This window comes from Pseudomonas sp. SCPG-7, assembly GCF_002156405.1.
Classification (GTDB): domain Bacteria; phylum Pseudomonadota; class Gammaproteobacteria; order Pseudomonadales; family Pseudomonadaceae; genus Aquipseudomonas; species Aquipseudomonas parakoreensis.
On the sequence record NZ_MVOO01000003.1, the window covers coordinates 191,242 to 203,769 of the forward strand.

Here is a 12,528-nt window from a genome sequence, read left to right on the forward strand (position 1 = left end):
CCCGAAAGCCCCGCCGCAATTCTGTCTTTTTCATTCAAAAATGCGACACCCACAAGTTTTGCCCCCTGGCGCCAGCTTCCCAGGCCAACAACCGGCGCTCTACACTGTACCGGTACAGTTGCCGGGGGCATTTCCGGAGGGTATCGCCAAGATATCTGACCCGGTTCTGCTGCTACGGCGCCAGAACTCAAAAAAATTACAACAGTAAGAGTGGAGCACTATGACTAAGGCTACTAAGCAGATTTCCAAACTGTTTGCCGCTATGGTTCTGGCCGGGGTTGCCAGCCATTCGTTCGCCGCTGACACCATCAAGATCGGTATCGCCGGCCCTAAAACCGGTCCTGTAGCCCAATACGGCGACATGCAGTTCAGTGGCGCGAAAATGGCCATCGAGCAGATCAACGCCAAGGGCGGCGTCGACGGCAAGAAACTCGAAGCCGTTGAATACGATGACGCGTGCGATCCGAAACAAGCCGTAGCGGTCGCGAACAAGGTCGTCAACGACGGCGTCAAGTTCGTGGTTGGTCACCTGTGCTCCAGCTCCACTCAGCCTGCTTCGGACATCTACGAAGACGAAGGCGTGGTGATGATCACCCCGGCTGCCACCAGCCCGGACATCACCGCCCGTGGTTACAAAATGGTCTTCCGCACCATCGGTCTGGACAGCGCCCAGGGCCCTGCCGCCGGTAACTACATTGCCGATCACGTGAAGCCGAAAATCGTTGCCGTACTGCACGACAAGCAGCAATACGGTGAAGGCATCGCCACCGCCGTCAAGGCGACTCTTGAGAAGAAAGGCGTGAAAGTCGCCGTGTTCGAAGGCGTCAACGCCGGCGACAAAGACTTCTCCTCGATGATCGCCAAGCTCAAACAAGCCAACGTCGACTTCGTTTACTACGGCGGCTACCACCCGGAGCTGGGCCTGATCCTGCGTCAATCCCAGGAAAAAGGCCTGAAAGCCAAGTTCATGGGCCCGGAAGGCGTGGGTAACGACTCCATTTCGCAGATCGCCAAAGAGTCCTCCGAAGGCCTGCTGGTGACCCTGCCGAAATCCTTCGACCAGGATCCGGCCAACGTTGCCCTGGCAGATGCGTTCAAGGCGAAGAAAGAAGACCCGAGCGGCCCGTTCGTGTTCCCTTCCTACTCGGCGGTTGAAGTGATTGCCGAAGGCATCAAGGCAGCCAAGTCCGAAGACGCAGCCAAAGTGGCCGCAGCCATTCACGCCGGCACCTTCAAGACCCCTACCGGCGACCTGAGCTTCGACGCCAAGGGCGACCTGAAGGACTTCAAATTTGTGGTTTACGAGTGGCACTTCGGCAAACCGAAAACTGAAGTTTCGCCTCAGTAAGGCGCGCCCTGACTGACTGCCAATAAAGCCCACGGCGTGCCGTGGGCTTTGTTTTACGAATGTATGGGCCGCGCTGGCGTGATCCGCCAGTCTCCCCACCTGAAAATCTCAAAACCGTCATCAGCGGTTCGCTGGCAAAACCCGGATTCGAAGTGGATAAAGATCCACGGGGCCGGGCGGGAAAATGACTCCACCAGTGAAATGCGTATCAGGTTTTTAGGAGCGTTGTAATGCCTGACATCTATCACTTCTTCCAACAGCTGGTTAATGGCCTGACCATTGGCAGCACGTATGCCCTGATCGCCATCGGCTATACGATGGTCTACGGCATCATTGGAATGATCAACTTCGCCCACGGCGAGGTGTACATGATCGGTTCCTACGTGGCGTTCATCGCCATCGCCGGGCTGGCCATGATGGGAATCGACAACGTCCCGCTGTTGATGACCGCCGCGTTCATCGCGAGCATCGTCGTCACCAGTTCCTACGGTTACAGCATCGAACGGATCGCCTACCGCCCCCTGCGCGGCAGCAACCGTCTGATTCCGCTGATTTCCGCGATCGGTATGTCGATCTTCCTGCAGAACACGGTTCTGCTCGCGCAAGACTCCAAGGACAAATCCATCCCCAACCTGATCCCCGGCAACTTCTCCATCGGGCCAGGTGGCGCACATGAAGTGCTGATTTCCTACATGCAAATCGTGGTGTTCGTGGTGACCCTGGTCGCCATGCTCGGCCTCACGCTGTTCATCTCCCGCTCTCGCCTGGGTCGCGCCTGCCGCGCCTGCGCCGAAGACATCAAGATGGCCAACTTGCTGGGCATCAACACCAACAACATCATCGCCCTGACCTTCGTCATCGGTGCTGCGCTGGCGGCCGTTGCGGCTGTGCTGCTGAGCATGCAGTACGGCGTGATCAACCCCAACGCCGGTTTCCTCGTCGGCCTCAAGGCCTTCACCGCTGCGGTACTCGGCGGGATCGGCAGCATCCCCGGCGCCATGCTCGGCGGGCTGGTGCTCGGGGTGGCGGAAGCCTTTGGCGCCGATATCTTCGGCGACCAGTACAAGGACGTCGTGGCTTTCGGCTTGTTGGTTCTGGTGCTGTTGTTCCGTCCGACCGGCATTCTGGGCCGTCCGGAGGTTGAGAAAGTATGACTAGGAATCTTAAACAGGCACTGTTCAGTGCCTTGCTGGTGTGGGCCGTGGCCTACCCGGTACTCGGTCTGAAACTGACCATTGTCGGCATCAACCTCGAAGTGCACGGCACCAGCCCGGCCATTCTGGCGACCATCGCCGTGTGCTCGGTGCTGATGTTCCTGCGGGTGCTGTTCAACCAGCAGATCAGCAAGGCGTGGAAATCCTCGCCGGGCCTGCCGTTGATCCCGGCCAAAGCCAGCAACTTCCTGACCCTGCCGACCACGCAACGCTACATCATCATTGCGCTGATCCTCGGTGCACTGGTGTGGCCGTTCTTCGGCTCGCGTGGCGCGGTGGACATTGCCACGCTGATCCTGATCTACGTGATGCTCGGCCTCGGCCTGAACATCGTCGTCGGTCTGGCCGGTCTGCTCGATCTGGGTTACGTCGGCTTCTACGCCGTCGGCGCCTACAGCTACGCGCTGCTGTCGCACTACTACGGCCTGAGCTTCTGGATCTGCCTGCCGATTGCCGGCCTGATGGCGGCGACGTTCGGCTTCCTGCTGGGCTTCCCGGTGTTGCGTCTGCGCGGTGACTATCTGGCGATCGTGACCCTGGGCTTCGGCGAGATCATCCGGCTGTTCCTGCGTAACCTGACGGACATCACCGGCGGTCCGAACGGTATCAGTAACATCGAGAAACCGACGTTCTTCGGCCTGACCTTCGAACGCAAAGCGGCGGAAGGCCTGCAAACCTTCCACGAGTATTTCGGCCTCGAATACAACTCGATCAACAAGGTGATTTTCCTGTACCTGGTTGCTCTGTTGCTGGCACTGGCGGCGCTGTTCATCATCAACCGTCTGCTGCGCATGCCGATCGGCCGTGCGTGGGAAGCGCTGCGTGAAGACGAAATCGCCTGCCGCGCACTTGGCCTCAACCCGACCGTGATCAAGCTGTCGGCGTTCACCCTGGGCGCGAGCTTCGCCGGCTTCGCCGGCAGCTTCTTCGCCGCCCGTCAGGGGCTGGTGACACCGGAGTCGTTCACCTTCATCGAGTCGGCGATCATTCTCGCCATCGTTGTGCTGGGTGGCATGGGCTCGCAGCTGGGCGTGATTCTCGCGGCCGTGGTGATGATCCTGTTGCCGGAAATGATGCGTGAATTCAGCGAATACCGGATGTTGATGTTCGGTGCGCTGATGGTGTTGATGATGATCTGGCGTCCACAAGGTCTGCTGCCGATGCAACGCCCACACATGGAGTTGCGAAAATGAGCCGCGAGATCCTGAAAGTCGAAAACCTGAGCATGCGCTTCGGCGGCTTGCTGGCGGTCAATGGCGTGGCCCTGACCGTCAAGGAAAAACAAGTGGTGGCGCTGATCGGGCCGAACGGCGCGGGCAAAACCACCGTGTTCAACTGCCTGACCGGTTTCTACCAGCCATCGGGCGGCAGCATCCTGCTCGACGGCGAGCCCATCCAGGGCCTGCCGGGGCACAAAATCGCCCTCAAGGGCGTGGTGCGCACCTTCCAGAACGTGCGGCTGTTCAAGGACATGACGGCGGTCGAGAACCTGTTGATCGCGCAGCACCGTCACCTGAACACCAACTTCCTGTCCGGTCTGTTCAAGACCCCGGCGTTCCGCAAGAGCGAGCGCGAGGCCATGGAGTACGCCGAATACTGGCTGGAAAAGGTCAACCTGAAAGAGTTCGCCAACCGTACCGCCGGCACCCTGGCCTACGGTCAGCAACGGCGCCTGGAAATCGCCCGCTGCATGATGACCCGTCCGCGGATCCTCATGCTCGACGAACCGGCCGCCGGCCTGAACCCGAAGGAAACCGAAGACCTCAAGGCGCTGATCAGCGTGCTGCGTGAAGAGCACAACGTGACCGTGCTGCTGATCGAACACGACATGAAACTGGTCATGAGCATTTCCGACCACATCGTCGTGATCAACCAGGGCACACCGCTGGCCGATGGCACGCCGGAACAGATCCGCGACAATCCTGAAGTGATCAAAGCCTACCTGGGGGAAGCGTAAATGCTGCAGTTCGAAAACGTTTCCACCTTCTACGGCAAGATCCAGGCCCTGCACAGCGTCAACGTCGAAGTCCGTCAGGGCGAGATCGTGACCCTGATCGGCGCCAACGGTGCCGGCAAGTCCACGCTGCTGATGACGCTCTGCGGTTCACCGCAGGCGCACAGCGGCAGCATCCGCTACATGGGTGAGGAACTGGTCGGCCAGGACTCGTCGCAGATCATGCGCAAGAGCATCGCCGTGGTGCCGGAAGGTCGTCGGGTATTCGCCCGGCTGACCGTCGAAGAAAACCTGTCGATGGGTGGTTTCTTCACCGACAAGGGCGACTATCAGGAGCAGATGGACAAGGTCCTCGGCCTGTTCCCGCGCCTGAAAGAACGCTTCAACCAGCGCGGCGGCACCATGTCCGGCGGCGAACAGCAAATGCTCGCCATCGGCCGCGCGCTGATGAGCAAGCCCAAACTGCTGCTGCTCGACGAGCCGTCGCTGGGCCTGGCACCGATCATCATCCAGCAGATCTTCGACATCATCGAACAACTGCGCAAGGACGGTGTAACGGTGTTCCTAGTCGAGCAGAACGCCAACCAGGCGCTGAAAATCGCTGACCGTGCGTACGTTCTGGAGAACGGCCGCGTGGTCATGCAAGGTACTGGTGAAGCGCTGCTGACCGACCCGAAAGTGCGCGAGGCGTACCTCGGCGGTTGAGGCTTTTCGCTGAACAGAAAAACGGCCTTCGGGCCGTTTTTTTATACCTCACACATCCCCCGTGTAGGAGCTGCCGCAGGCTGCGATCTTTTGACTTTGCCTTTTGCAAGATCAAAAGATCGCAGCCTGCGGCAGCTCCTACAGGGAAGCGCCGTCAGTACGGGTTGCAGTACTGCGCCACCGCCGTCGCCTGATCGACATACGGCCGGGCCGGTTCAAGGTTCCACTCAGGCTTGTTCCTCACCGGTTTGCCGTCGTAGACCGCCGCCAGATGGCAAACCATCTGCCGCCGCAACGACCCGCCATTGACGCTGTACTCGCGCCATTGCGCATCGTCCTTGTGCTTGTTGTACAGCTCGGCAAACATCCGGTCGGTCTGGTCGTCCTTGATTGCCCGCCCGCACGCGGTCGGCACTACCGAGAGCGACCAGGTGTTCGGCCCCAGTTTCGGATCGGGACGCTGCACCCAGGTGCTGGACTCGATGTACTTGTCGCAAAATTTTGGTGCGGCCGGCGTCGAGGTCTGGATACACGAGAAAGAAGCCTTGGCGACCGGGGTTTTCGGGAAGTCGATCTTGATGATATTGCGATCCTTGCCGGTCTTGGCCTTGTAGTCCTTTTGATTGGCCAACGCATCGTTCAGACCGCGCTGATCGCTGTAGAAGAACGCCAGAATCGGCAGCTCATCGGTTTTCGGGTTACCCAGACGCAGCTCGGTCTGAGTCTGGAACTCGCGGCTGTTGATGACTTTGCGCGCGCCCATGAAATTGCGAAAGGCATCGACCCGCTCTTTGCTGCTCATCGGATTGCGCATGTTGAAACCGCACTGCAACTGATCCTGCTGGCGATTGTTGTTGTACTGGGTGAAGTGCGCGACCCAGGCATTCGGCGTGGTGATCGGTGGTTTCATGGCCTGACAGACTGCTTCGGTCGGGGCGGTGTTCTTGTTGTCGCCACAGCCACGGTCGTTGCGAAAGTCGGTCCAGGCATCGTTGGGAAACGCGCAATAGACATGCACCGGCGTCTCGGGGTCTTTCACCAGATCCCGTGGCGTAATCAGGTAGCCGTTCTGCGTGCTCATGCCGGGGTCTTCATAACTGATGCCGTCGGCGCGCATGAACGAGGCGGCAAACGTGCCCAGCTCCACGGCTTTCGGGCTGGGGTTCCAGACGTCCCACTTTTGCCCCTTGGCCGGATCGGCGCGGTGCGTGCCGCGCACCAGCAGCCCCGAGCAGTCCGATGCGGGGTCCTGCCCGCAACTGTCGACGGTATTGTTATAGAGCTTTTCCACCTTCCTCAGCGTCTCGTCGCATGACTCGGCACTGGCCCATGCCGCATGCACCAACAGCGGCAATACGAGCAACGGGGCGATCCTGTTCAAACGTTTCTTCATGGCTTGCATCTCCTTGATTAGCCAACACACTCAACGCGGGACCGGGTTGCAACCCGCGGCGCGAGTCTCGCTGTCCGACAACGCCGGCCGAAACGGCTCCAGGTTCCATGGCGTCTTGTTGCGGTAATTGACCAGCACGCAGCGCAGTTGCTGACGCATGCTGCCAGCGGACTTTTCGTTGTCGCGCCAGTTGCTGTCCGGCCCCTTGAGGGCGAACAACTGATCGTAAAGAGCGTCGACCTGCTCACCGGGCAAGGCGCGCCCCGCTGCCGTGGGCACAACGCTCAGGCTCCATTCATCCTTGCGGGTGCCGGGGTCGTAACGTTTGACCCAGTTGGCGGAGGCGATGTATTGCGGCACCGGGGCGCCACCCACCACCATTTCGTCGATCGCCTGATCGGCGGCGACATAGCTGAAACGCCGCTCCGCAGGCTGGGTGAAATCCAGGCGCAGGATCGGCACGCTGTAGCCCTGGGCCTGAAGTTTTTTCTGGAAATTGCGCGCGCTGTTCAAGCCGTTCTCCGGTTTCGGTGGCGCCTGATCTCCGCGAGTGGCGAAGTTCTGCGTGCTGTTGACGTTGTAGATAAAGGCATCGATGTACTTCATGTTTTCGCTGCCGTCGTTGCTCGCGGTGGCGTTCTTCAACATGAACTCGTTGACCTGGGCACTGAAGGCAAAGGGGTCCCTGTTGGTGGTGTTCGGGCGCGACTCATGCACGCGGATCATCGCGTGCCAGTCGCTGGGTTTTTCCGCGTTCCACGAACATTGGCTGTACTGGATCGGCCCCTTCATCAGCCCGGTGTATTTCTGCGTCCACTGCTCGGCGGTGGTGACACCCGCCTCGGCACAAGTGCCGTAGGCCAGTGCGGCATTGCGGTTGTTCAGCGTGCCTTGCGCCGCACGCGGCGGTTCGCGGCTGTCGAAGAAGCCGCAGCCATACCACTTGCGCTCCGGCCCGGTACCGCCATCAAACGCATAGATGCAGGTGAAGCCTTGCTCCTTGACCGGCAGCTTCAGCGCCGCTGCATCGGTGGGTGTGCGCAGGATGAAACCGGCCGGGTGAATGAGAATGCGCGTGCTCAGATCCTTGCGAATCCACGAGTAGGACGTCGCGCCGATCTTGATTGCATAAGGGCTGTAATCCCACGGATTGAAGGGCCCGTCATTGACCATGCGCAGGGTCACGCCGCTGCAGTAATACAGCCCGCGCGCGGCGCCGGTATCCGGTTCCTGACAGCTGTCCTTGAGGGTGTTGTAGTTGTGGTTGATGCGCTTGAGCGTGTCCAGCGGATCAATCTGCGTCTGCGCGCAAACCGTGCCAGACAGCAGGTGCAGCGTGCAGGCGAGCGTAAAAGATGAAGCCGTGCGCAATAGCACAGCGCGGGCTGAGCGATCCTTCGTCATGAGATACCGTCCTGGTAAATCGGCCTGTGACAGGGGCCGTTGCAATGACTATAGACGCGCAACCACAGAAATCCCCTGTAGGAGCTGCCGCAGGCTGCGATCTTTTGATCTGGCTTCTGGTTTTAAAATCAAAGTCAAAAGATCGTCCGATCGCGGCCCGAGCCTGCGGCAGCTCCTACAGGGTTTTGCATTTTTTTCTGAAAAATTTCGGTGGCGCTGTAACGCATCGCCATGGGCGTTCTCTAGTGGGGTAAGCAAGCGCACTTCGCTTGTAAAACCCAAGCTCAAATCTGGAGAAACATCATGACTGCTACCACTCGTACCCTGTCCGCCGCTGCACTGGTTCTGGCTCTTGGTTCCGCCCTGAGCATGACTGCCGTTTCCAGCGCCAATGCCGCCGACAACAGCAACATGGAAAAATGCTTCGGTGTGGCCATGAAGGGTCACAACGATTGCGCCGCGGGCGCAGGCACCACATGTGCCGGCACCGCGAAAATGGATTACCAGGCCAACTCCTGGAAGTTCGTGCCAAAAGGCACCTGCACCACCACCGAGAGCAAAACCTCGCCGACCGGCTTCGGTCAGATGGAAGCCTTCAAAGCCAAGTCCTGATCCACGACCTGCCCGAGTGACGCTCATGTTCACCCTCAACGAACCTGTCCCACCGCGCACTCGGGCAGCCCTCTGCGGGCTCCCGCCCCGCGCGGGGCTGGGACTCAAGACCGGGCACTTTCGTGAAGTGCTCGGCACCCAACCGGACATCGGTTTCTTTGAAGTCCACGCCGAAAACTACATGGTCGACGGCGGTCCGTTTCATCATTTTCTCGGGTTGATCCGCGAGCAGTATCCGCTGTCGCTGCACGGCGTCGGGCTGTCGATCGGGGCCGAAGGGCCACTGGATCTGCAACACCTGCAACGCCTGCAAACACTGATCGAGCGTTATCAACCGCAAGCCTTTTCCGAACACCTGGCCTGGTCGAGCCACGGCCCGGTGTTCCTCAATGACCTGCTGCCGCTGGCGTATGACACGCCGACACTGAACCGCGTCTGTGAACACATCGATCAAGTGCAGAACAGCCTCAAGCGGCCGATGCTGCTGGAGAATCCAGCGACCTATCTCGGCTTCGAGCGCTCGACCATCGATGAGCCGCAGTTCATCGCCGAGGTGATCCGTCGCAGCGGCTGCGGTCTGCTGCTTGACGTCAACAACGTCTACGTCTCGTGCATAAACCATCGACGCGATCCACTGACCTACCTCGACGCACTGCCTTTGCACGCCGTCGGCGAGATTCACTTGGCCGGGTTCGCCGAAGATGCCGACAGCCTCGGCGACCGCTTGCTGATCGATGATCACGGCGCGCCGATTGATGACGCAGTCTGGGCGCTATACCGACAGGCGCTCGAACGCGTTGGCCCGGTGGCAACCTTGATCGAACGGGACAATCACCTCCCGACGTTCAACGTGCTGCTGGCCGAGGCGCAGCAGGCCGAAGCGTTGCTGCGGCGCTCAAGGAGTCAGCCATGAGCACTCAAGCCGACTTCAGCGCCGCCCTGCTCGACACTCGCCGGCCCTGCCCCGCTGGCCTGTGCAGCGCCAACGGTGCCGATCCTGCCAGCCGATTCCTGGTGTATCGCAATAACGTGCAAGGCTCGTTGATCAACGCGCTGGCCGACAGTTATCCGGTGGTGCAGCAGTTGGTCGGCGAGGAATTCTTCCGTGGCATGGCCAGCATTTTCATCCAGCAGCAGCCGCCGCACAGTCCGTTGATGAGCCGTTATGGTGACGGACTGGCGGACTTCATTGGTGCATTCGAACCGGCGGCCGGGGTGCCGTATCTGGCCGATGTCGCACGGCTCGAACGCTTGCGCACCCGCGCTTATCACGCCGCCGATGCGGCGACAGTCAGTGCGCAACAGATCAGCGCTGCACTGGCCGATCCGCAAACACTGGCCGAACTGCACATCGCCCTGCACCCCTCGCTGCACCTGCTCGACTCCGCCTACGCAGTGGTTTCGATCTGGGCCGCGCATCAGCAGGACTCGACACTGGCGGGTATCGATATCCATCAAGGGCAACACGCACTGGTGCTGCGCAACGGTCTGGAGGTCGAGGTCTTTGCCCTCGATCACGGCGCCAGCGTATTCATCCGCCATCTGCTCCATCACCGACCGCTGCTGCAAGCGGCGCAAGACAGCCCGCCCTTCGATCTGCCGCAGACCCTCGCCCTGCTGATCGGCCACCATGCCATCACCGACCTGAACAACAAGGTATCGCCATGAACAACCTCATCACTCGCGCCATCGGGCTAATGGAAAAGATTCCCCACAGCCTGATCGCCTTCATCGCACGGTTCTCGATTGCCGCGGTGTTCTGGAAGTCCGGGCAGACCAAGGTCGAGGGACTGGCCATCGATTTGGTCGATGGCAGCTTTCAACTCGGCTGGCCACGCTTGGCGGACTCGACGATTCCGTTGTTCCAGAGCGAATACACTGTGCCGCTGCTGTCACCGGAAATCGCCGCGCATATGGCAGCGTTCGCCGAACACTTTTTTCCGGTGCTGATATTGATCGGCTTCGCCACGAGGTTTTCGGCGCTGGCGCTGCTGGGCATGACGCTGGTCATCGAGGTGTTCGTCTATCCCGATGCCTACCCGACCCATGGCACTTGGGCGGCGGTGTTGCTGTACCTGATGGCGACCGGGCCGGGCAGATTGTCGATTGATCACCTGATCGCCAGTTACTACAAACGCTGATGTCTGATGTCTCTGATGTCTGATGTCTCTGATGTCTCTGTAGGAGCTGCCGAAGGCTGCGATCTTTTGATTTTTAAGGTCAAAAGATCGCAGCCTTCGGCAGCTCCTACAGAGGTATCACGGGCATCGTGGTCAATGCGCCAGGCGATCCAGCGCCTCGCCGCTGCGTTTGAACCAGCCAATCAGATAATCCGCCAGCACCTGCGTGCGTTTGGGCAACCCACCTTGGTACGGGTGCACCAGATACATCGGCATCCGGCGCGTCTGAAAATCGCGCAGCAGCCAGCGCAACCGGCCGTCAGCCAGTTCCGTTTGCAGCAGATACGACGGCAACCGTGCGATACCGGCGCCGGCCAGGGCGGCTTTCTTCAGCAGGTTGTAATGGTTGCTGGCGAACGGCCCCGACACCCGCACCCGGAGCAATTCGTGCTGTTGGTGATACAGCCATTCTTCACGGCCACTGTAATGACTGTTGAGCAGGCAGCGGTGTTCGGCCAGCTCCTGCGGGGTCAGCGGTTCGCCGAATTGTTCAAGGTATATCGGGCTGGCGCAGGTCAACTCCTGCCACGCCAGCAGGGGTTTGGCCACCAACCGCTCGTCATTGGCCACCTCGGAGCGAATCGCCAGATCGAAGCCGTCCCGGGACAGGTCGCGATAGTGGTTGTTCAGCTCCAGCTCGATCTGCACCTCGGGATACTTCTGCGAGAACTCCAGCAGCAAGCCGTCAAAAAACGTTTCCCCCAGCGATACTGGCACCGTCATCCGCACCGGACCGGCCATGTCGTCTTTCAAACGCGCCAACGCCTGACGTGCCCGCTCCACTTGCACCACCAGCGCCTGGGCTTGCGGCAACAATGCGGCGCCCGCCGCTGTCAGGGTCAAGCGGCGCGTGGTGCGTTGCAGCAACACCACGGAAAACTGTGCTTCCAGCTGACTGATGCGTTTGGACAACTGGCCCTTGCTGCAACCCAGTTGCTGTGCCGCCAAGGTAAAACTGCCGGCCTCGATCAACACCGCGAACGCCGCCAGATCATCCATTTCGCTCATGGATTGTTTCCATTTGAAAACCAAAGGTTGCCTATTAGTGCGCTTATCCGCGGAAAAAACCACTCTAGACTGAAACCTCGTTCAACCCATTGAGGAACAGTCCCATGAAGATTCTGTTGATCGGTGCCGCCGGCACCATCGGTTCGGCCGTGGATAAAGAGCTGAGCCAGCGTCACGAAGTGATCCGCATTGGTCGCAGCAGCGGCGACTTCCAGGTGGACATCAGCGACAGCGCATCGATTCGCAAACTGTTCGAGCAAACCGGCAAGTTCGACGCGCTGATCTGCGCCGCCGGCAACGTTACCTTCGCCCCACTCGGCGAGATGAACGCTGACAGCTTCGCCCTGGGCCTGAAAGACAAACTGATGGGCCAGGTCAACCTGCTGCTGATCGGCCGCGAATATGCCAACGACGGCGCCTCGTTCACCTTCACCACCGGCGTGCTCAGCCACGACCCGATCCGCTCCGGCGCCTCGGCAGCACTGGTCAACGGCGCCCTGGACAGTTTCGTCAAAGCCGCCGCCATCGAATTGCCGCGTGGCTTGCGCGTCAACTCGATCAGCCCGACCGTGCTGCTGGAAGCGATGGGCAGCTACGCCCCGTACTTCCGTGGCTATAAGCCGGTTCCGGCAGCCGATGTGGCACTGGCCTACGCCAAAAGTGTCGAAGGCCTGCAAACCGGTCAGACCTTTCACGTCAACTGAAGAGCT

At 60.1% G+C, this 12,528-nt stretch carries 13 protein-coding genes; 10 read left to right on the forward strand and 3 right to left on the reverse strand.

Translation table 11 applies throughout. The annotated features are described in order from the left end of the window. Window positions 1-220: 220 nt before the first annotated feature. The 5 genes from B1722_RS07750 (at window position 221) to B1722_RS07770 (ending at window position 5,221) form a co-directional block, all read left to right on the forward strand. The gene (locus B1722_RS07750) at window positions 221-1,348 is read left to right on the forward strand and encodes a branched-chain amino acid ABC transporter substrate-binding protein (RefSeq protein WP_041070565.1); all 1,128 of its coding nucleotides are present in this window, start codon (window positions 221-223) and stop codon (window positions 1,346-1,348) included. 230 nt (window positions 1,349-1,578) lie between these two features. Next, entirely contained in the window at window positions 1,579-2,502 is a 924-nt protein-coding gene (gene livH / locus B1722_RS07755; protein WP_027614381.1) for a high-affinity branched-chain amino acid ABC transporter permease LivH, read from the forward strand. Further along, window positions 2,499-3,755, forward strand: coding sequence for a high-affinity branched-chain amino acid ABC transporter permease LivM (locus tag B1722_RS07760; protein WP_041070567.1), 1,257 nt, complete (start codon window positions 2,499-2,501; stop codon window positions 3,753-3,755). The genes livH and B1722_RS07760 overlap by 4 nt, the downstream gene beginning before the upstream one ends. Further along, window positions 3,752-4,519, forward strand: coding sequence for a high-affinity branched-chain amino acid ABC transporter ATP-binding protein LivG (livG, locus tag B1722_RS07765; RefSeq protein ID WP_007969480.1), 768 nt, complete (start codon window positions 3,752-3,754; stop codon window positions 4,517-4,519). The genes B1722_RS07760 and livG overlap by 4 nt, the downstream gene beginning before the upstream one ends. Further along, on the forward strand, window positions 4,520-5,221 hold the full coding sequence (locus B1722_RS07770) for an ABC transporter ATP-binding protein (protein ID WP_003222380.1): 702 nt from the start codon (window positions 4,520-4,522) through the stop codon (window positions 5,219-5,221). 154 nt (window positions 5,222-5,375) lie between these two features. Here B1722_RS07770 and B1722_RS07775 read toward each other — a convergent pair whose 3' ends face one another. Together B1722_RS07775 and B1722_RS07780 are read right to left on the reverse strand one after the other, a co-directional pair. Next, window positions 5,376-6,614 (reverse strand): DUF2599 domain-containing protein, encoded by a 1,239-nt coding sequence (locus tag B1722_RS07775; RefSeq protein ID WP_086792085.1) that lies wholly within the window; start codon window positions 6,612-6,614, stop codon window positions 5,376-5,378. 30 nt (window positions 6,615-6,644) lie between these two features. Then, window positions 6,645-8,018 carry a DUF2599 domain-containing protein gene (locus tag B1722_RS07780; protein ID WP_086792087.1) on the reverse strand — a complete coding sequence of 458 codons (1,374 nt, stop codon included), beginning with the start codon at window positions 8,016-8,018 and terminating at the stop codon, window positions 6,645-6,647. 303 nt (window positions 8,019-8,321) lie between these two features. Here B1722_RS07780 and B1722_RS07785 point away from each other — a divergent pair, with 303 nt between their 5' ends. Genes B1722_RS07785 through B1722_RS07800 form a run of 4 tightly spaced genes read left to right on the forward strand, consistent with a single transcriptional unit; the run spans window position 8,322 to window position 10,771 of the window. Next, window positions 8,322-8,630: a DUF2282 domain-containing protein gene (locus B1722_RS07785; RefSeq protein WP_007969475.1), complete on the forward strand. Its 309-nt coding sequence runs from the start codon at window positions 8,322-8,324 to the stop codon at window positions 8,628-8,630. Window positions 8,631-8,655: 25 nt separating this feature from the next. Beyond that, window positions 8,656-9,543, forward strand: a complete 888-nt coding sequence (locus B1722_RS07790) for a DUF692 domain-containing protein (protein ID WP_086792088.1) — start codon at window positions 8,656-8,658, stop codon at window positions 9,541-9,543. Beyond that, a complete protein-coding gene (locus B1722_RS07795; RefSeq protein WP_086792090.1) occupies window positions 9,540-10,298 on the forward strand; it encodes a DNA-binding domain-containing protein in 759 nt (252 codons plus the stop codon). The genes B1722_RS07790 and B1722_RS07795 overlap by 4 nt, the downstream gene beginning before the upstream one ends. Beyond that, entirely contained in the window at window positions 10,295-10,771 is a 477-nt protein-coding gene (locus tag B1722_RS07800; RefSeq protein ID WP_086792091.1) for a DoxX family protein, read from the forward strand. The genes B1722_RS07795 and B1722_RS07800 overlap by 4 nt, the downstream gene beginning before the upstream one ends. A 132-nt stretch (window positions 10,772-10,903) precedes the next feature. On the opposite strand, the gene B1722_RS07805 is transcribed toward B1722_RS07800, so the two are convergent. Next, complete coding sequence (locus tag B1722_RS07805) at window positions 10,904-11,818, reverse strand: LysR family transcriptional regulator (protein WP_041070581.1); 915 nt, start codon at window positions 11,816-11,818, stop codon at window positions 10,904-10,906. Window positions 11,819-11,922: 104 nt separating this feature from the next. Between B1722_RS07805 and B1722_RS07810 the strand changes: the two genes are divergently transcribed. Continuing rightward, window positions 11,923-12,522, forward strand: a complete 600-nt coding sequence (locus tag B1722_RS07810) for a short chain dehydrogenase (RefSeq protein ID WP_041070583.1) — start codon at window positions 11,923-11,925, stop codon at window positions 12,520-12,522. The last annotated feature ends 6 nt before the right edge of the window (window positions 12,523-12,528 follow it).